Origin of the sequence: Paraburkholderia sp. MM5496-R1, assembly GCF_050436205.1 — a bacterium.
In the GTDB taxonomy this organism is placed as follows: Bacteria; Pseudomonadota; Gammaproteobacteria; order Burkholderiales; family Burkholderiaceae; genus Paraburkholderia; species Paraburkholderia tuberum.
This window is the reverse complement of sequence record NZ_JBNDLT010000001.1, coordinates 1,262,512-1,282,963: the sequence shown is the minus strand read 5'-3', so window position 1 is coordinate 1,282,963 and position 20,452 is coordinate 1,262,512. Positions and strand designations below refer to the sequence as shown.

The window sequence follows — 20,452 nt, the reverse complement described above, 5'->3', positions numbered from 1 at the left end:
CGGCGCCCTTGCATTCGACCGGGAATCCACGTGAAGCCGGGCAAGACCGTTTCCGTCTCCGTCTCCGAGATCCCGCTGCGCTCGCGTTTGGCGGGTCTGCCAGGCGACGTGGCGGCGGGCGCCGTTTCGACGCTCGTCATGCTGTGCTATGCGATGAGCCTCGGCACGATGATCTTTAGCGCCGATCTTGCCCGCTACGCGATGCTGGGCGTGCCCACCGCGCTCGTGAGCTGCGTCGTCACGGCGCTCGTGATCGCCTTGACGAGTTCGATGCGCGTCAACATTGGCGGCCCCGACAGCAACGCCGCCGCCTTTCTCGCCGGCGTGGCGGCGGGGGTGGCCAGCAGCGTGCGCGCGGACGGCGGTTCACCGCAGACGCTGATCCTCACTGTGCTGATCGCCATCGCGCTCTGTTCGCTCATGACGGGCATCGTGCTCTATGCGATCGGCTCGTCGAAGCGCAGCCGCTCCTTGCAGTTCCTGCCCTATCCGGTGCTCGGCGGCTTTCTCGCGGGCACGGGCTACCTGCTGCTCGCCGGGGCGTTCCGCGTGCTGACGGGCCAGCCGCTGCAGTGGCACACGCTCGGGTTGCTCGCGCACCTTCACTGGCTCACATGGGTTCCGGCGCTGGTCGTCGGCGTGCTGGCCACGGTACTGATGCGCACGTGGCAGCACATTGCCGCGCTGCCGCTCACGCTGGCCTTCGGCGTCGTGCTTTTCTACGTTCTGCTGCAGGTTGCCGGAGTTTCGATCGACGACGCGCGCGGCATGGGTCTGCTGCTGCCGCGCGTCAAGCTGCACCTTGCCGGGCTGCCGGAGTTGCACCTGGCCGCGAGGCTCGGACGGGGCGGCATCGACTGGTCGGCGGTCGGCGCGCATCTTCCGGAGAGTCTGGTGGTGACCTCGGTATCGGCCGTGACGATCCTGATGAATTCAACGGCGATTGGCGCGGCCACCGGGGAGGACGTCGACCTCAATCGCGAGATGCGCGCCGCCGGCCTCGCCAATCTCGCGAGCGGACTGCTGGGCGGCATGGTCGGCTACCAGTCGTTCAATCGCTCGATGCTCAACGCGCGGGTGGGCGCGACGAGCCGGGTGGCGGGCGTGTTCGCCTCGCTCGCGTGCGTGGTCGTGCTCGCCACTTCGCCGGGCATCGTGGCGCTCTTTCCGGTGCCGGTGCTGGTCGGCCTTCAGCTCTTCATGGGGCTGCGCTTGCTCGTGCATTGGCTCGCGGGCGCCTGGACCAAGCTCAACTGGTATGAGTATCTGCTCGTGCCCGTGATTCTCGGCACTATCGCGGCGTATGGCGTGATCGTCGGCGTAGGGGTGGGCGTCGTTGCAGCATGTGTGATGTTCACGCTGCTCTACGGTCGGGTCGGCTGCATACGCATGGAGTTCGACCTGCGCGCGCGGACCTCGAATGTTGAGCGCAGCATCGAAGACACCCAGGCTCTGCGCGCAATCGGCCCCCAGGTATGCGGAATGTGCCTGCAAGGGTTTCTGTTCTTCGGCACGGCCAATTCGATTCTGCAGCGCCTTCGCGAGCGATTCGGCGCCGGGAATCCGTCGCAGGTCCGCTTCGTCGTGCTCGACTTTGCGGCGACGCATGGCATGGATGCATCCGTATCCATCAGCTTCGTCAAACTCAGGCAGCTCTGCGCAGCAAGAAGCGTGGACCTCGTGTTGACAGCGCTGCCGCCGCGCTCGCGCGATCTGCTCGTGAAGACCGGCACGCTCAATCTGAAGATCCATGAATTCGATACGCTCGATGCGGGTCTCGAATGGATCGAAGACAAACTGCTCGCGTCGAACTCGCTCGCGATCGCGCATGGCGGCGATTTGCGGGCGATGCTCGAGCCGCATTTCACGGCCGGCGCGTTGAACGGCTTGATCGCGTGTCTGGAGGTGCAGGATCTGCTTTCGGGGCAGGCGCTGTTTCGTCATCGCGAGCCGGGCGACGCGCTGTATTTCGTCGAGCAAGGACGTGTCGCGGTCTCGCTGCCGCTCGGCGATGGCCGCTCGGCGCGTCTGCGCTCGTTCGGCCCGGGCACGGTCGTGGGGGAAATGGCGGTGTACACGCAGCAACAGCGCAGCGCGGATGTGATTGCCGAGGCACCGACGCGCGTGTACCGCCTGTCGATCTCCCGGCTGCTCGAACTCGAACAGCAGGATCCGGCGACGGCTCAACAGTTGCATCGGTTTCTCGTGAAGACCATCGCGTTGCGTCTTGCCGTTGCCGACGAGGCACTACGCGCGGCTTTATAAGCGGCAGCGCCCCTGACCGGCGGCGCCCCCAACCCGTCACCACGTCCCGCTGAATGCCTGCTGTACCTTGACGGGATCGGTCACGCCGTTGGCCACCAGCAATTGCGTCAGCAATCGCGCCTTCTGCGGATTCAGATCGAGCGATGCGACGAAACCGCGCTTGTCGTCGTCCACCTCGACGTTGCGGTTCACGAACCCCGACACCAGGCGCGTCGAGCGAACCACCACGATGCCTTTTGCCGCCGCGCGGTCGAGCGCCGCAAGGGCTTCCTTCGACATGTCACCATCGCCTTCGCCGGCGACGACGATGCCCTTCGCGCCATCGGCGATCGCATGATCGATCTGGCGGCCATCCATGTTGCTATGCGCGTAGACGATATCGACGCGCGGCAATTGCCCACTCGCGGGCAGGCTCAGCGCAGCGCGCGTCGATTGCACCGCCGGCATCACGAAGCGCACGCTCGCCGGATCGACATAACCGATCGCGCCGGCATTCGGCGACGCGAACGCCTGTACCGCCGTGGTATTGGTCTTGGTGATCCAGCGCGGCGCGTGAATCTGGTCGTTCATCACGACCATCACGCCTCGGCCACGCGACTGCGGGCTCGCCGCCACTTCGACGGCTTCGTACAGATTGCCGGGACCGTCGGCGCTCGCGGAACCGCCCGGTCGCATCGAGCCGACCAGCACCACCGGCTTGTCGGAGCGCAGCACGTTGCTCAGGAAGAACGCCGTTTCCTCGATCGTATCGGTGCCGTGCGTAATCACGATGGCGTCGGCCTCGTTCCGCGCGAAGACCTCGTCGATCCGCCGCGCAAGCTGCAACCAGATCTTGTCGTTCATGTCCTGCGAGCCGACGTTCGAGATCTGCTCCGCGCTGATGCTCGCGAGCTTCTCGATGCCCGGCACGCCGCGCACCAGTTCCTGCCCCTTCACGTTGCCCGAGTTGTAGCCGATCGCCGAACGGGGATCGGCGGTTCCCGAGATCGTGCCGCCGGTGGCCAGCACCAGAACACGCGGCGTTGCCGTGACGGCGCTTGCCTGTTGCGATGGCGCGCCGGCAGCCTGCGCGCAGGTACCCGCGGCAAGTGCCGCGATCAGCAGTGCCGCCGAACCGCACAGCCGCCTTGCTTTTCGATCGATCGTGTTGCCGTTCATCTTTCACTCCTCCATCGTTTAAAAGAGTCGCGTGCGTATGCACGCGACCTGTGACCGGAACAACCTTCGTCGCTCACGCCGCCGACGACATCTTTCTTGGTTGCGTCAGCATGGCGGGTTGAAGGATCTCGTCGAGCTGCGCCTGACTCAACAGCCCTTTGTCGATCACGATCTGCGCGACGCTTTTGCCCGACGCAAGCGCTTCCTTCGCGACTTCGGTCGAGTGCGTATAGCCGATGTACGGGTTCAGCGCGGTCACGATGCCGATCGAGCTCTCGACGATCGCGCGCAGCCGCTCGTGATTCGCGGTAATGCCGTCGACGCATTTCGACGCGAGCGTGAGGCACCCTGCGCGTAAATGGGCGACGCTCTTGAACAGGCTGTGCGCGATGATCGGCTCGAACGCGTTGAGCTGGAGCTGCCCCGCTTCGGCGGCGAAGCTCACCGTCACATCGTTGCCGATGACTTCGAACGCGATCTGGTTGACGACCTCCGGAATCACCGGATTCACCTTGCCCGGCATGATGCTCGAACCCGCCTGCACCGGCGGCAGGTTGATTTCGCCGAGGCCCGCGCGAGGACCGCTCGAAAGCAGGCGAAGATCGTTGCAGGTCTTGGAGAGTTTTACGGCGACGCGCTTCAGCACGCCGGAGAGCTGCACGAACGAACCGACATCCTGCGTCGCTTCGATCAGATTCGGCGACGTGCTCAACGCGATACCGGTTATTTCGCTCAAGTGCCTGCATGCAAGCTGCGCGTATTCCGGATGTGTATTGATGCCGGTGCCGATCGCCGTCGCGCCGAGATTGATCTCGCAGATGAGCTGAGCCGCTTCCTTCAGCCGCTCTTCGTCTTCGCCGAGCATCACAGCGAAGGTGCTGAACTCCTGGCCGAGCGTCATCGGTACGGCGTCCTGAAGCTGCGTGCGGCCCATCTTCAGGTCGTTGCCGAATTCCACCGCCTTGCGTTCGAACGATGCGCGCAACACGCCCATCGCGTCGACCAGTTGCATGATGCCCGCGTACGTGGCGATCTTGAGCGCGGTCGGATAGACGTCGTTGGTGCTCTGGCCGAGATTCACGTCCTCGTTCGGATGGAGAACCGCGTATTCGCCGCGCTGTTGCCCGAGATGTTCGAGCGCGAGATTGGCAATGACCTCGTTCGCGTTCATGTTGGTCGACGTGCCCGCGCCGCCCTGAATCACGTCGACGACGAAATGCTCGTGCGCGGTGCCTGAGCGCACTTGCCAGCATGCGTGCACGATGGCCTGCATCTTCACTGCGCTCAATAGGCCGAGATCGTAATTCGCGAGTGCGGCGGCTTGTTTCACGCTCGCCAGCGCGTTGACGAGGTTCGGATACACGGAGATCGGAATACCCGTGATGGGAAAGTTTTGCAGCGCGCGCAGCGTGTGTACGCCGTAGTACGCGGTCGCGGGCACGGCGAGATCGCCGAGAAGGTCGTGTTCGATACGTTCGGTCGGTGCAAGCATGATTACCTCTCAGGTTCTGAAATCGACAGGCGAGCGGGGTCATCCGGCACACCTCGTGTGCAGGTCCGTCGCATTGACTGGGTGATGCGGTTGAGCTATCGCGGCGGCGCTGTCGCGCAGGCGACACACTGCTTCGCGAGCACGTCGGTCGGATCGACCACGCTCACGCGCGCGCCGTTCGCGCCGATCACATACGGCTCGCGAATCAGCAGCGGCAGTTCCGTGCAGCCGAGAACGATTACTTCGACGCCGTCGGCGATAAGCCCGTCGATCGCCGCGGCAAGGTCTTGCTGGCACTGCCCCGCCGTGAATCCGGCCTTCACGCCTTCCTTGCCGTAGATCGCGTCCATCACGCGCGCCTGCAGCGCGGGTGCCGGGACGACCTGCCGCAAGCCGTGCGATTCGAGCGCCTTTTCGTAGACGCCGCTCGCGAGCGTGCCGCAAGTCGCGAGCACGCCGACCGAGCGCAGCGCGGGAAACGACTCGCGCAGATAACGCACCGTCACCGTCAGCATATTGACGATCGGCACGCCGAGATAAGGCTGTATCCGCTCGACGAAGGCATGCGCCGTATTGCACGGGATCGCGATCAGATCCGCGCCGCCCGTTTCGAGTTTCTTGCAGGTCGCATAGAGCGAGATGGTCGGGTCGGGTCCGTCGCCGATCAGATTCTCCGTGCGATCCGGGATCTGCGGGTTCTGCTCGACGAGCAGCTTGATGTGGTCCTGATCGCGCCGCGCGGGCGTCGCGCGCACGATCTTGTGAATGAAATCGACGGTGGCCGCCGGACCCACGCCGCCCACCACGCCGACCTTGAAGATCGTCTCGGGCGTGTGGTACTGGCCGGACACCACGTACTGCGCATAAGCCAGGTTCGAATCGACGAGCGGCACGCGCAACGCACCGAGTTCGTCCGCGACCAGCGCGATCTCGGTGAGCCCCGGCACGATGACGTTGGCGCCCTGTTCGATCAGGTCCTCGCACGCCGCCCGCAGCAACTCGGCCGGACGGCCACGCAGATTGCCGCTCTTCACGCCATCCTCGCCATAAACGGCCTCGGTGACGAAATCGATGCCGTCGCCGATGCGCGGGTGGATCACTTCGAACTCGGGCGCCGCGAAGTACTTCTCGAACAGGCGCCTGCGCCGCGTATGCGCCGACGCGAGCACGCCCACGCGGCGCACCGCGGGGAATCTTCTGCGCACGTGGCTGCGCACCGCATCGATCATGTCGATGATCTGCAGCGGCGAATTGGCTTTCAGCTCGTCGATGAACGTGTGACTCAGGAAGCACGGCAGCACGACCGTCGTCACGCCGCGCTTCTCGAAGCTGCTGATCAGATCGAAGATGTACAGCTTGCGCTGCGTCAACGTCTCGCTGTCGGCATCGGCGCTGCGAAACGGCTGCTGCTCGAAGATCGCATCGAAGTGCTCGGCGTCGCGCGTGGCCGGCGTCGATTTGATCAGTTTGAAGAACACGTCCGCGCTCGCGAGCGGGCCGAGCCCGCCCACCACGCCGAACTTGCGCGCGCTCGTGGCAGACGTTGCGTCGATGCCGCTCATTTCGTCTCGCCTTCGAGCTGGCCGAACGAAGCCGTCGCCATCGCCGTGCGGCGTTCCTGCCGCGTCACGCGCTGGCCCTCCCACTTCGCGATGGCTGCCGTCGCGATGCTGTTGCCGATCACGTTGGTCGCCGTGCGCCCCATGTCGAGAATCTGGTCGATCGCGAGCACCAGCACGACGCCCGATGGCGGCAAATGGAACATCGGCGCCACGGCCGCGACGACCACTACCGAGCCGCGCGCGACACCCGCCATGCCTTTGCTGCTCACCATCAGCACGAGCAGCATCACGATCTGCGTGCCGATCGGCATGTCGATGCCGAACGCCTGCGCGATGAAGATCGCGGCGAAGGCCTGATACATCATCGAGCCGTCGAGATTGAACGCATAGCCGAGCGGCAACGTGAAGCCCACCACTTTCTTGTCGACGCCGAATTCCTCCAGCTTCTCCGTCAGGCGCGGATACGCCGCCTCGCTGCTCGCGGTGGAGAACGCCAGCATCGCGGGTTCGCGGATCGCCTTGAGCAAGGCCCAGACCGGCTTGCCGAGAAACGCGTAGCCGGCGAGGATCAGCGCCGCCCACAGCAGCGCGAGCCCCGTATAGAAGCTGGCGACGAGCTTGCCGTACGTCGTCAGCACGTCGAGGCCATGCACCGTGATCGCCGATGCCAGCGCGCCGAACACACCGACGGGCGCGAGACGCATCACATAGTCGGTCAGTTTCAGCATGGTGGGCACGAGCCCTTCGACGCCCGCGATCAGCGGCGCGACGCGCGGGTCGGACTTGATCACGCTGAGCACGATGCCGAACATCACCGAGAAGACGAGGATCTGCAGGATATCGTTGCGCGCCATCGCATCGACGATGCTGGTGGGGAACGCGTGTGTGACGAAGTCCTTGAAGTTCAGGCTCGACGTGTTGAGGCCGGTGGCCACGTCAGCGCTCGTCTGGGACATGTGCAAGCCCGCGCCCGGTTGCAGCAGGTTCGCGAGCACGAGGCCGAGCGCGAGCGAGAACAGCGACGCACACAGGAACCACGCGATCGAGCGCAGACCGATGCGGCGCACGTCGCTCGTGCCTTCCATGCCGGCGAGACCTGACACGAGTGTGGCGAACACCAGCGGCGCGATGATCATCTTCACGAGCCGCAGGAAGATATCGGTGACGATGGAAAAGTAGCCGGCGATCTCCTTCGCCTGCGCGGCATCGGCCGCCGTGCGATGGCAGACATAACCGACGGCCACGCCGAGCAGCATGCCGGCGAGGATGTAGAGGGTAAGCCGATTCTTCATGTGTCTCCGTCCTGAGATTATTTGTGACTGGACGGAATTCTAGAGACGGCAGAAAAGACGTGAATGCTAGTGTTGCATACGGCTATGCAAGTTTCGCATAACGCGGGATAACCCTATCGGCGCTATCCGGCTGACCCCGACGAGGCCCGCAGATGCCGCCACAGCGTATCGAGCAGTTCAGTGCGGTTCGTGAGGTCGCGATACACGCGCAACTCCAGCTCCAGTTGCCATTCGGAGCGGCCGGCGGCGACAAGCTGGCCGCTGTCGAGTTCGGCGGCGATCGAGCTCTTCGGCAGCCAGGCGACACCCTCGCCTTCCAGCACGAGCTTCTTCACGACCTCGGCCATGTCGGATTCATAGTGAAGATGCAAGGCGGGCGACGCTTTGCTCTGCTCCATCAGCAACGCGAAGCAGCGCCCAAAGTAGCTCGTCTCCGTATAGGCGATGAACGGCATCGGATGTTCGATCACGCCGGGCAGACGGTAGACGTGCGCAAGCCGCTGATTGGGCCTGCATACCGGCATGAAAGTATCGACGCCCACGGTCACGCATTCATACCTGGTCGGATCGAGATGCAACGGCAGCTGCGGATGGTGATAAGCGAACATCAGCTCGCAGTTGCCGTTGACCAGCATCAGTATTGAATCGTGCACGTTCGCCGGAATCACGCGCGCGCGTACTTCGCCGACATGCTTGGACAGCGTGCGCAGCCACGCGGGCAGGAAGTTGAGCGCGATCGTGTGGCCGGCTGCGATCTGCAGGCTCGTGCCGGCGATGCGCTGTTCGGTGCGAATGATGGCGCGCGTGTCGAACAGCTTGTCGAGGATGTCTTCGGCCGCGTCACGAAACAGTTGCCCCGCCGGGGTCAGGGTCGGCGGAAAGCCGCTGCGATCGACGAGATCGGCGCCGACCCATTGTTCGAGCGACTGGATCCGTCTGCTGAAACCCGACTGCGTGACGTTGCGAAACTCCGCCGCCCGGGAAAAGCTCTGATAGCGGGCGAGCGCGATGAAGTCTTCGATCCACTTGATTTCCATCAGCCATCGGTCTCCGGTCCGGCGACGAATGGACTCGCCGCTGCGCCCGCAATTCTACGCCTGGCCTTGCCGCACGCTGACTATCGGACCGGCGTCAAACCGCCATGCACAGGTACTTCAAGGTAATCATCGATCCCGTAGTGCGAGCCCTCCCTACGAGCCCATTGCGCGTCGCCATGCTCGCGACGCGCGCCACCCCATCAACGATCCCGTCACGCTGGCGAGGTTTCGGTGTTCAGCTTCGACACCGCACCCGTCTTCTCGTCGTAGCGGTAGCCTTGTTTCTCGAGTTGAGCGCTGATCGTTTCGACGAGCACCTGCTGCTGAATCTCCTTGCGCAGCAATTCATGCTCCGGCTTGAGCTGGGCCAGTTCAGCGGCAAGCCGGCGGCTCAATGTCGCTTCGCCCGCGCCGCGGGCAAGGACGACCACCATTTTTTCATTCGCCTGAGCCAGTTGCTGCTTCAGTGCGTTCGAGTAGTCGGACCATTTCCTGACGGTCTCCCGCGCTTCGGCAATTGCGGCGGCATGCGCGTCCGCGTCGCGCGTCATCTGCGCCTTCAATGCCTCGAGCTGCTGAGAGTCGGCAGTCACCGGCGAGGCCGACTCCAGGCCCGCGACGTTCTCGCTCGCCACCGCGCTTTCGGCCAGTTCGGCCGCGCGCTGCTGCTCCGCGTCGGCACGCTCCTGCGCCTCGGACAAGCTGGCCGACAGTCTCGCGATTTCGGAGGCGCCCGCGTTACGCTCATCGGTCAGGCTGGCGATCTGCGTCTGGACATTCTGCAATTCAAGTGCGGCGGCATTCCGTTCAGCCTGCGCGCCCGCGACCTCTTCCCGGCGGGCCGCGTGCGCTTCCTGCTCGGCCTGCAGCTCCGCGCGAATCGCTTCGAGCTCGCTTTGAAGACGAGCGACCGCTTCGGAATGCGCCGCTTCCAGCGCCGCACGCTCCGTTTCGTCGGCCGGCGTTTCGACGACTGACCCAGCCGACTCGTTCGCCACCTCGCCCTCGCCCACAGCGTCGGTCTCCTCGTGCGAAACCGGTCGGCGCTCCGCGGCCAGTTCCGCGCTCTGCAGTTCCGCTTCGAGGAGCGAAACGCGCTCGGCAAGTTCCTGCGCGCGCTTCTCCGCCGCGTCGGTCCGTTGCACGGCGAGCGCAATGTCCTCTTCGAGACCGGCTACTGCGTCGACTTTCTCGTCGTAGGCGCTCGTCATCTTATCCAGTTGGACTTGCAGCGCATCGAGTTCCTGGACGGTGGTTTGCAGTTCCGCGAGCGCGTCGTCGCGCTCGTTGCTGGCGTCCTCGACACGCTGGCGCATCGCGGCGAGGCGTCGCGCCACCGCGCGTTCCGCTTCATCCTGCGCTGAGCTCCATAGCCGGTCGAGCGCATCGCGCATGGTGTCCGTCACGGTTTCCGGCAAAGCCGGACGTTCGACGACCTGCGGCACCCGCGGGGCGCGCGTTTCACGCCACTTGCGCAATGCCGCTGCCACCGCGACCACCGAGCCTGTATGGACTTCGGACCAGATGGCTACCGGAGACACCTTCTCGCCTTCTTCGGCCAACCGGTTTGCGATTTCGGCGACGAGTTCGTCCGTGATCGTAATGTTGCTTGACATGCCTGCCTCGACAAAGTGCACGTGGTGACGAATACCGTTTCGTCGTTCGGGAGGCGGCCCCGCGCCGGGACACGCCTCGCATACCTACGAATTGTCGAGTACTTCCCCGGCGGTCAATCGTCCGAAAAGCCGAGGTTACGGGGAGGTATTCGTCGGATTGCGCCGCCAAAGGTCCGGCGCACATGCATTCAGAGCTTTCCCGCGATCCGATCCGCGTGATACGACGAACGCACGAGCGGCCCCGACACCACTTCCATGAACCCCATCTTCAAACCTTCGTCGCGTAGCATGTCGAACGTCGTGGGCGGCACGTATCGCCGCACCGCCATGTGAAACCGCGACGGCGCGAGATACTGGCCGATCGTCAGCACGTCGACGTCATGGGCACGCAGATCACGCATCGTTGCCAGCAGTTCGCTGTCGGTCTCGCCGAGCCCGGCCATCAGGCCGGATTTGGTCAACACCGCCGCGTTCTGGCGTTTCGCGCGCGATAGCAGTTCGAGCGAGCCGAGGTAGTCCGCGCCTGCCCGCGCCGCCCGGTACAGCGACGGCACCGTCTCGATGTTGTGATTAAAAACGTCTGGCCACGCCACGGACAGAGCATCGAGCGCGCGGTCGATTCGCCCGCGAAAATCCGGCGTCAGGATTTCCACGCGAATGCCCGGCACGCGCTCGCGCACGAGCGCAATACAACGCGCGAAGTGCGCGGCGCCGCCGTCGCGCAGATCGTCGCGGTCCACCGATGTAATCACGACGTAACGCAGCCCGAGCGCCGCGACGGCGTCGGCAAGCCGCGCGGGCTCGTCGTCGTCGAGCGCTTGCGGCCGTCCGTGCGCGACGTCGCAGAACGCACAGCGCCGCGTGCAGATCCCTCCCATGATCATGAATGTCGCCGTGCGCTGCGCGAAACACTCGCCGATGTTCGGACACATCGCCTCCTCGCAGACCGAATGCAAGCTGTGCTCGCGCAGCACCGCCGCCATGCCCGCGACGGTTTCGCTCATCATCGGCCGCGCGTGCAGCCAGGGCGGCTTCGGCAATACGGTCGAATCGTCCGCCGGCACGATCTTCACGGGAATGCGGGCGAGCTTGTCGCGGTTGCGCTTGCCATGCTGGCCAAGCGCCGTGAGGCTGTCGGTATGAGGAGCGGCGTCCATTGCGGTTATCCGAAGAACTCGTTGAGCAGGCGGTTCACCTCCGATGCGGCCTCCATCTGCACCATGTGTCCTTTGCCGTCGATCACGTGCACACGCACCTGAGCGGGCAGCCCCTGCGCGTGCGCGGCCGGAATGATCTGGTCCTGCGCGCCCCAGATCACCAGCGTGCGAGGCGCGAGCGTGTCGAGCCGCTCGCGATAGACGCGGCTTTGCACCCCGCCTTCGAACGCGGACGCGGCAATCTTGCGCAACGCGTCGTTCACGCCTTCGAGCCGCTTGTACTTGACGATGTCTTCGATCAGTTGCCGCGTGACCAGCGACCCGTCGGCAAAAAGCTTCGCCAGATGCGGCTTCAGCGCGTTGCGGCTGCTGCCCTCGACGAATCCTTCGATGTACTCGCGATTGATCTCGTCGCCGAGCCCCGCGCCGGCGATCAATGCCAGCGAGGCGACGCGTTCGGGCGCCTTCGCGGCGACCGTCATCGACACGGCGCCGCCCATCGAATGGCCGACGAGATGCGCGCGCTCGATGCCCCGGTCGTCGAGAAACGCGATTACGCTGTCGGCCAGTTCGTCGAGGCTGCCCGTGTCGACCGCCTTGCCCGACTCGCCATGCCCCGGCAGATCGAGCGCCCACACGGCGCGATGCGCGGCGAGATCCATGTGATTGAAGAGCCAGTTGTTCAGATCCCCGCCGAAACCATGGATCAGCACCGCGGGCGTGCCGCCGTCGCCGATCTTCAGGTAACGCACGGTGCGCCCGCCGATCTGCGCCTTTTGCGGCTGCGGTCCGGCCTCCGCCGTGTCCGCGGTGGCCGGCACGAAGTCGCGCTGGAACGCCTCGACCGCCGCATCGATATCGGCCTCGGAGCTCGCTTCGTCGGCGACGACGCCGAGCAGCGCGCCGATCGGCAGCGTGTCGCCCGGCTGCGCGATCTGCCTGCGCAGCGTGCCGTCGAAAGCGCACTCGACGCCCGACGAAATCTTGTCGGTCTCGACATCGAGTATCTCGTCGCCCTTCGCGACTTTTTCGCCAACCTCCTTCAGCCAGCCGTTGACCTGTCCCTGCTCCATCGACAGCCCCCACTTGGGCATCGTGATCATGTGAATCGGCATTGCTCAGCTCCTTACTTTCCGCACGGCCACGGCGATGTTCTCGGCCGACGGGATATACAGATCTTCGAGCACGCCTGCGAAAGGCGCGGGCGTATGCGGCGCGGTCACGAGTTCGATCGGCGCCTTCAGCGAATGGAACGCGCGCTGCGCGACCAGCGCGGCGATATCGGTCGCAATCGAGCAGCGCGGATTCGCCTCGTCGACCACGACGACGCGCCCGGTGCGCTCGGCGCTTTCCAGGATCGTTTCCTCGTCGAGCGGGGAGGTCGTGCGCAAATCGATCACCTCGACCTGGATGCCCTCTTTCGCGAGCCTTTCGGCGGCATCGGTCGCATGGTGAACCATGCGGCCATAGGTCACGATGGTCGCGTCGTCGCCTTCGCGCACCACGTTCGCTTCGCCGAACGGAATCGCATACGACTCTTCCGGCACGTCGCCCTCGCGGCCATACAGCAGCTTGTGCTCGCAGAAGATGACCGGGTCGTTGTCGCGAATCGCCTGGATCAACAGGCCCTTCGCGTCGTACGGCGTCGACGGGCACACCACTTTCAGGCCGGGGATATGGGTGAACATCGACGTCAGCATCTGCGAGTGCTGCGCGGCCGCGCGCAGGCCGGCGCCCTGCATCGTGCGGATCACGACTGGCGCAACGATTTCAAGCATGCGGGCCTGTATATCGGCTCGTGCTGGTCCGAGCGCGAAGAAGGCACCTGCGGCATCGCGAACGTACTCACCGATCTCGCGCCGATCACCGTGCACAAGACCGATCACTTCCGGGCCGCGTTCACGACGCTCACGTGCAGCGCTTCGCCGATCTTCGCGCCGACCGGCGAATTGATCGGCGTGCTCGATGCATCGGCGATTCAATCGCCCGACAACCGCGACAGCCAAGGGCTGGTTTTTCAGCTGGTGCGGCAAAGCGCGAGTTTGATCGAGGATGGCTACTTTCTGAATCAGACCGCGCAGCACTGGATCCTGTTCGGCCATCAAAGCCGCCATTTCGTCGAAGCACAGCCCGAAGCACTGATCGCATTCGACGAATGCGGCAACATCGCCGCCGCGAACCGCAAGGCGCACGAGAACATCGCGGGGCTCGACGGGCCGCGTCACATCGACGAGATATTCGACACGTCCGAGGTCCGTCTGCACGACGTCGCGCGCACCGACATGATCGTGGCGCTGCGGCTGCGCGCGACCGGCGCGATGCTGTATGCCCGCATTCGCGCGCCGATGAGACGCGCGGCTCGCCCGCTCGTCGCGACACGGCCGGCCGATCCGCATGCGGACGGCAGCATCGGCGCGATGAGCCGCTTTTTGCACAGCTCGGACGAACGGATCGCGCGCAACGCGCAAGTCGCATTGCGGATCGCCGGCAAGCGGCTCCCGGTTCTGCTGCTCGGCGAAACCGGTGTCGGCAAGGAGGTGTTCGCGCGCGCGGTGCACGACTCGGGTTCGCGGCGCACGCGGCCGTTCGTCGCCGTGAATTGCGGCGCGATTCCGGAGCCGCTGATCGAGAGCGAGCTATTTGGTTATGCGCCTGGCGCGTTCACCGGCGCGCGCAGTCGCGGCGCGCGCGGCAAGATCGCCCTCGCGCATGGCGGCACGCTGTTTCTCGACGAAATCGGCGACATGCCGCTCGGCCTGCAAACACGCCTGCTGCGTGTACTCGCCGAGGGCGAAGTGGTGCCGCTTGGCGGCGATACGCCGGTGCGCGTCGATATCGACGTGATCTGCGCGACACACCGCGATCCGATGCAGATGGTCGAAGCTGGATCGTTCCGCGAAGATCTCTACTATCGCCTGAGCGGTGCGACGCTGCGGATACCGCCGCTGCGCGAGCGCACCGATATCCGCGATGTGATCGATACGGTGTTCAACGAGGAAGCGCAGGCGGCCACGCATGTGCTGATGCTCGATCCGCAATTTGCCGGGCGTCTTGCCGCTTTTTCGTGGCCCGGCAACATCCGGCAACTGCGCAACGTGCTGCGCTATGCCTGCGCGGTCTGCGATTCGGCTCGCGTCGAGTTGCGGCACGTGTCGCCGGACTTCGCGGCGCAACTCGCGGCCGCCGTCACGCCGGCGCTCGCGGCGAACTCCACGTCGCTGGCCAGCGCCGACGACGAGCGGGCACGGATCGTCGCGGCACTCACGCGTTGCCGGTGGCGGCGTAACGCCGCCGCGCTGGCATTAGGCATATCGCGCGCGACGCTGTACCGGCGCATCGCGCGGCTGGGCATCGTCGGGCCGCATCGCACATAAGCGGCATCGCGATCGCCCGTCTGAGTCTGCCGCTGTGCAGACAGCGTCCGATTCCCACGCCCTCACCCGCAGAGTGAAATCTTTTCGCGGTTCGTCTATCGCGAGCGAAAAGATTTTATTTCGGCACAACCCTGCTCCCATGCGCAGTTTGTGCCGACAGACAGGCATGACTTGCCGGACTCAGTGATCGGTCGCAACGAGAGACCACCCACGACCGCGCATCGAATGTCCTGAGCGGCTCACGCGACGCACTCGCGACCCGAAGGACTCCCCAACTTCTCTCCGGATTCCTTGCGGGCCGCCTCGCGGCAGCTCGCGCTATTGTCATGATTGCGCGACGTCAATTTCTTGGTTGTCTCACTGCGCTCGGCGGAAGCGTCGTATTGAGCGCGTGCGGCGGTGGTGGTGGTGGTGGTGGTGGTGGTGATAGCGGTACTGCGGATGCCGGCGGCTCTTCCACGGGCAATTCCACGAACCCGTCGAGCACGACGGCGGCACCCTCTGCGGGCACGGCAACCTCCGGTATCGCGACCTCGACGGGCACGACCAGTTCCGGTATTACGACTTCGACTGGCGGCACGACGACGGTGGCGAACGGCTCGGCGCCGACCGCCTCGACTGGAACGGCGTCCACCGGTACGTCCGGCTCGACCTCGGGCGACAGTTCTGGCGCTCCATCGAACCCGAACTCGGGGTCACCCGGCAACGCTTCGAACGCTTCGCCACAGAACACGACCATCCCCCCGGCGACGGTGATTATCGACAGTCAGAACGCGTCGTGGACCCTGGTCGGCGGATCTGTCTACAGGAACGCTGTCGCGGCGGGCAACACCTACAACGTCTCGTTGATACTCTGGTACGGGGGTACGATCTATCACGAGGGAACCGGCGGCCAATTTTACGGATGGAATGGTTCGGGATGGCAGTCGTGCAATGACCCACGTTTGGGCGGCACCTCCGCCGACGGCACCATGATCCCGCCCGCGTCGTATCTGATCGACAAGGTCGGCGCGATATGGACCGTCGTGAACGGTGTCGTGTACCGCAATCGGAGTGCCGTCGGCACGATGTCGAATGCTGCGCTTCTGCTGTGGTACGGCGGCAAGTTCTGGGCACAATCGACCGGCGGTCAGTTCTACGTGTGCGCCGATGCGGATGAATGGTTGCCGTGCAACGATCCGCGCATCGCGACCGCGGCGCCGGCCGGCTCGTTTCACGGTATCAACGGGCATTACGATTATTTGTATTCCACGTCGCAGCTCGTGTCGATCATGCAAGCCCTGGGCTGCTCGACGTACCGGCTCAGCTGTACCGACTACGCACCGCAACTCGCCGCGGTCGTGGCGTTGGCACAAGCATTCCAGCCAGCGGGCTTGACCCTTTTCGTGCTGATCGATGCCGGCATCTACGACGGTAACGGCAACCTGTTCACGAGCGAATCGGCCGCCTACACACGCGGCTTCAATTGCGCGGTAACTGTCGCGACGGCGTTGCAACCCCACGGCGTGACCCTGTATGAATGCGGCAACGAACTGACGCGCGCGAACGGGATCATTCTCGACTCCACCAACGCAGGAACGAGCGTCGTCGACTTCAACAATGCGAACTGGCCGCTGATGCGCGGCGTGATGCGCGGCATGATCGATGGCGTCAAGTCGGTGCAGGCGGATGCTAAATGCGGCGTCAACTTTTGCGTCGCGGACACCGGCGCATCCGACGCTCTGTGGGATGGCAAGCAGCCCGATGGCACGAGCGGCCATCCGACCGTCAGGTGGGACTTGACTACGTGGCACAACTACGAGGTGTACGGCGACATCTTCGATATCGGCTCCGACGGGTCCGGTCCGGGCTTCGACTTGCCCACTTATTGCAAGGCCCGATATGGCGTCCCCTTCGTGATCTCGGAATGGAACACAGGACCGGAGAAGACCGAGGCGTACCGGGCCAACTACATCACGTCGCGCCTGCTCACTTACTATCAGGCGAGAAAGACGAAGAACATTCAATCGGCGATGTATTACGAGCTCGATAGCGGGGACGCAACTTACGGTCTGGTGATCAACGGCACGGCGCTTGGGCTTCCGTACAATGCGTTCGCGAGTTTTGTCGCGAGCCATCCCGATAGCTGAGCGTCCGCACTCGCAGAGTGCGCGCGCTGCCTACGGTCGATCCGACCTGCGTAAGACGTTGACGGATAACCCGTCCCGGCCCAGACCGCGATAGGTCTCCTAGCCCGGGGCGACGAGTTGCGAGTCAGGCGACCTCTGTTGCAACGCGGCTGTGTCCGTGCACCACGTTACGCCCACAGCCGCATCGCTACAGCGCACGATTCGTGCAATCAGAAGATCAGAACTGGTGTCGCAGTCCCACGGTGACCGCGACCTGCGTGCCCGTCGACGATGGCGAGAGGGTATTGATCATCGCATCTGCGAGCACGGAATCCGCCGGCGCGCCATGAACATGCTGATAGACGCCTTCCAGGTACACGTCGGTACGCTTGCTCAACGAATAGTCGGTCTGCAGCATGACTGAATTCCATTTTGGAGAGGCTTTCGTGGCACCCTGGTTGTAAGCACCGTCAGTGAACGTATAGGCACCGGATACGCTCCACGCAGACGTCACCGAGTAGTGTGCGTTCACCTCGTAATTGTCCAATCGCAGATTACCGCCAAGCGGCAGATAGCTGCCGAGGCCCAGCGAGATGACGCCCGCCATGTTGTCGATCTGAGTATGGCTCCACACGAATCCGACAGTTGCGGGGCCGAACGTGTAATTGCCGCCGGCGCCCCAGATACGCTGGCGCTCCGCGATGAAGTTCGCGCTGCCGTCGGCCTGCGCGATTGCCCCATTCGGATTCGTGCCCGATACGCCACCGCCTGCGTTATTGAACTGCAGGTACCCGCCAGCAAGATTCACTGGGCCCTGCGCATAACCTACGCTAAAGCCGTACGCGCGATTGTCAGCGAATCCTCCCGCCTTGTTGCTAAACGAATACATGCCTTCGAACGTCACACCGGCATAGGTCGGGCTCACATACTTGACCGAGTTGTTGACGACCACCGAATCAGCCGCCAGGTTGTCGTTCTCGAACGGGTGTGCAGCGAGGTTGCCACCCCACGTGTTGCTCCCCGCGGTGATCGGTCCGAGCTGGTCGTTCAGCACATCGAACTGGCGACCCAACGTCACGGTGCCGAGATTGTCGCTTTGCAACCCGACCCAGGCCTGAGAACCGAAGGCGTCACCCGGAAAGGCCTGGCTACCGTTGTTTAGATTGAAGCCCTGCTCGAGTTTGAAGATCGTACGAACACCACCTCCCAGATCTTCGGTACCCTTGAGGCCAAACACCGTATTCTGCGTGGAGCTGGTCGCCATTTGCCAATTGCTATGACCGGCCTGGTTGTTGGTATAGATGAGTCCCGTGTCGATAAGACCGTACAGGGTCACGCTGTTTTGCGCATACGCGGAAACCGAAAATGCGCCGAGGACCCCAATTGCCAGCAAGGTTTTTTTCATGTCTTATGCCCCATTTGCGACTACAGAAAAATAGAACAGCTTTTTCTTAATTGGAGTTCCATCCCGGGACATTCCACCTGGGATGGTCAGCTCGCGCCGAGCTGCTTCTAAATCGAAATGTGCTTTCCAATCGCATCAAACAAGCAGAATGGCCACTAGCTGACCGGCGGTCGCAATCACGATCGCCAGATCAACCGGATTGGCCAGAAGAAATCCGAGAAAATCTGAATCGACGGCGCGCGTGCGCCACATCCCGACAAAGCCGACCGACAGAATCAGTCCGAATAAAAAGTCGAATCCGAATCCTGCGGCGAGCCATCTGTTATGCCTGACGACAGGTTCGGCGAATGCGAACATTGCCAAAAAGGCGATTTGCGATATGAGAACGACCAGTACGACAACATGCTGCTGATTATTCTTTTTCATCGGCTGGCGGAAATCCGGTTGCTCGAACCCGGCACGACCTCCTCGCTCGTCCGGGCGAGCTTCGGCAGTACCGGCGGCCACCCCCGCGAACGGAAAGTGACCGTCGTACCCGCTCCATCCGCGGCGCAACCGTTATTCGACCGCCTCGCCATGCAGCACCAGGTCCAGTCCTTCGCGCTCTTCTTCCTCGGCGACACGCAACCCCATCACTGCGTCGATTGCCTTGAGCAGAACAAACGAGACCACCCCGCTGTAGATCAGCGTCGTCGCGACACCCTTGAGTTGCAGCATCACGTCACCGTCCGCGCCGCCGATGTCCTTGACCGCGAACACGCCGGTCAGCAGCGCACCGACGATCCCGCCCACGCAGTGCACGCCGAACGCGTCGAGCGAATCGTCGTAACCGAGCTTGTGCTTGAGCCACGTGGCCGACCAGAAGCAGACCACACCCGCGACGATACCGATCACGAGCGCCCCGAGCGTGCCGACGAAGCCCGACGCCGGCGTAATCGCCACCAGACCCGCGACCGCGCCCGACACGATACCGAGCACCGACGGCTTGCCCTTGGCTGCCCATTCGGCGAACATCCACGCGAGCGCCGCCGCGGCGGTCGCCACCTGCGTCGCGAACATCGCGAAGCCGGCACGGCCATCCGCTGCCACGGCCGAACCCGCGTTGAAGCCGAACCAGCCGACCCACAGCATCGCGCCACCGATCAGCGTGAGCGTCAGGTTGTGCGGCGCCATCGCTTCCTTGCCATAGCCGACGCGCTTGCCGAGCACCAGACAGCAGACCAGACCCGCGATACCGGCGTTGATGTGCACCACCGTGCCGCCCGCGAAGTCGAGGATGCCCGCGCTAGCCAGCCAGCCGCTCGGCTCCCACACCATGTGCGCGATCGGCGAGTAGACGATGATCGACCACAGCGTCATGAACACCAGCATCGCCGAGAACTTCATGCGATCCGCGAACGCACCGGTGATCAGCGCCGGCGTGATGATCGCGAAGGTCATCTGGTAGACGAAGTAGACCGTCTCGGGGATCGTCGGCGCGAGGTGGCTGACGGTCAGCGTCGTGGCCTTGTCGCCCTTGATGTAGTTCATGCCCGTCATGAACACGCGCGAGAAGCCGCCGATGAACGAGCTGCCAGGCGTGAACGCGAGGCTGTAGCCCACCACGGTCCAGACGATCGTCACGACACAGGTGATCGCGAAGCTTTGCATCAGCGTCGCGAGCACGTTCTTCTTGCGGACCATGCCGCCGTAGAACAGCGCGAGACCCGGGATCGTCATGAACAGCACCAGCGCGGTGGAGGTCAGCATCCACGCGGTGTCGCCGGAGTTGATCTTCGATGAATCGACCGAGAACGGTGCGGTTGGGGCGGCCGGTGCCGATGCAGCGGCATCCGCCGCGGCCGGTGCCGCTGGAGCCGCGGACGCTTGCGCGACCGGTACGGAGGCGGCCGCGGGCGCCGAGGCGTCTTGCGCGAATGCGGAGCCCAGCCCGCCGGCGAGCAATGAGCCGGCCATCAACAACGTCATCAACAGTTTGCGCATTTT

The 20,452-nt window shown here is 64.1% G+C and carries 14 protein-coding genes and 1 pseudogene; 3 read left to right on the top strand and 12 right to left on the bottom strand.

The annotated features are described in order from the left end of the window. The first annotated feature begins 30 nt into the window (after positions 1 to 30). On the top strand, positions 31 to 2,265 hold the full coding sequence (locus tag OKW38_RS06205; RefSeq protein ID WP_429360517.1) for an SLC26A/SulP transporter family protein: 2,235 nt from the start codon (positions 31 to 33) through the stop codon (positions 2,263 to 2,265). A 36-nt stretch (positions 2,266 to 2,301) separates the two neighbouring features. Here OKW38_RS06205 and OKW38_RS06200 read toward each other — a convergent pair whose 3' ends face one another. From OKW38_RS06200 to OKW38_RS06160, 9 genes and pseudogenes are all read right to left on the bottom strand, one after another. Next, entirely contained in the window at positions 2,302 to 3,423 is a 1,122-nt protein-coding gene (locus OKW38_RS06200) for an asparaginase (RefSeq protein ID WP_429355012.1), read from the bottom strand. A gap of 73 nt (positions 3,424 to 3,496) precedes the next feature. Then, complete coding sequence (gene aspA, locus OKW38_RS06195; protein WP_429360515.1) at positions 3,497 to 4,915, bottom strand: aspartate ammonia-lyase; 1,419 nt, start codon at positions 4,913 to 4,915, stop codon at positions 3,497 to 3,499. Between the two features lie 95 nt (positions 4,916 to 5,010). Beyond that, entirely contained in the window at positions 5,011 to 6,477 is a 1,467-nt protein-coding gene (locus tag OKW38_RS06190; RefSeq protein WP_429360513.1) for an aspartate/glutamate racemase family protein, read from the bottom strand. Further along, entirely contained in the window at positions 6,474 to 7,769 is a 1,296-nt protein-coding gene (locus tag OKW38_RS06185; protein WP_090811568.1) for a dicarboxylate/amino acid:cation symporter, read from the bottom strand. Before OKW38_RS06185 ends, OKW38_RS06190 begins: the two co-directional genes overlap by 4 nt. 122 nt (positions 7,770 to 7,891) lie before the next feature. After that, a complete protein-coding gene (locus tag OKW38_RS06180) occupies positions 7,892 to 8,806 on the bottom strand; it encodes a LysR substrate-binding domain-containing protein (RefSeq protein ID WP_429360511.1) in 915 nt (304 codons plus the stop codon). Between the two features lie 212 nt (positions 8,807 to 9,018). Beyond that, positions 9,019 to 10,422, bottom strand: coding sequence for a DNA-binding protein (locus OKW38_RS06175; RefSeq protein WP_429360510.1), 1,404 nt, complete (start codon positions 10,420 to 10,422; stop codon positions 9,019 to 9,021). A gap of 188 nt (positions 10,423 to 10,610) precedes the next feature. Next, complete coding sequence (lipA, locus tag OKW38_RS06170) at positions 10,611 to 11,579, bottom strand: lipoyl synthase (RefSeq protein WP_429360508.1); 969 nt, start codon at positions 11,577 to 11,579, stop codon at positions 10,611 to 10,613. 5 nt (positions 11,580 to 11,584) lie between these two features. Beyond that, on the bottom strand, positions 11,585 to 12,694 hold the full coding sequence (locus tag OKW38_RS06165; RefSeq protein ID WP_429360506.1) for an acetoin dehydrogenase dihydrolipoyllysine-residue acetyltransferase subunit: 1,110 nt from the start codon (positions 12,692 to 12,694) through the stop codon (positions 11,585 to 11,587). A 3-nt stretch (positions 12,695 to 12,697) separates the two neighbouring features. Continuing rightward, positions 12,698 to 13,345, bottom strand: a pseudogene (locus OKW38_RS06160) (alpha-ketoacid dehydrogenase subunit beta); the annotation flags it as partial. On the opposite strand from OKW38_RS06160, the gene OKW38_RS06155 reads away from it, so the two are divergent. Both OKW38_RS06155 and OKW38_RS06150 read left to right on the top strand, forming a co-directional pair. Further along, on the top strand, positions 13,256 to 14,953 hold the full coding sequence (locus OKW38_RS06155) for a sigma-54-dependent Fis family transcriptional regulator (protein ID WP_429360505.1): 1,698 nt from the start codon (positions 13,256 to 13,258) through the stop codon (positions 14,951 to 14,953). The pseudogene OKW38_RS06160 and the gene OKW38_RS06155 sit on opposite strands and share 90 nt — an antisense overlap. 326 nt (positions 14,954 to 15,279) lie before the next feature. Continuing rightward, positions 15,280 to 17,082, top strand: a complete 1,803-nt coding sequence (locus OKW38_RS06150; protein WP_429360504.1) for a hypothetical protein — start codon at positions 15,280 to 15,282, stop codon at positions 17,080 to 17,082. Positions 17,083 to 17,299: 217 nt separating this feature from the next. Here the strand turns inward: OKW38_RS06150 and OKW38_RS06145 are convergent, their stop codons facing one another. From OKW38_RS06145 to OKW38_RS06135, 3 genes are all read right to left on the bottom strand, one after another. Continuing rightward, complete coding sequence (locus OKW38_RS06145; RefSeq protein ID WP_429360503.1) at positions 17,300 to 18,466, bottom strand: porin; 1,167 nt, start codon at positions 18,464 to 18,466, stop codon at positions 17,300 to 17,302. A gap of 135 nt (positions 18,467 to 18,601) precedes the next feature. After that, positions 18,602 to 18,973 (bottom strand): hypothetical protein, encoded by a 372-nt coding sequence (locus tag OKW38_RS06140; protein ID WP_260321070.1) that lies wholly within the window; start codon positions 18,971 to 18,973, stop codon positions 18,602 to 18,604. A 51-nt stretch (positions 18,974 to 19,024) separates the two neighbouring features. After that, a complete protein-coding gene (locus tag OKW38_RS06135) occupies positions 19,025 to 20,449 on the bottom strand; it encodes an ammonium transporter (RefSeq protein WP_429360502.1) in 1,425 nt (474 codons plus the stop codon). Positions 20,450 to 20,452: the final 3 nt, after the last annotated feature.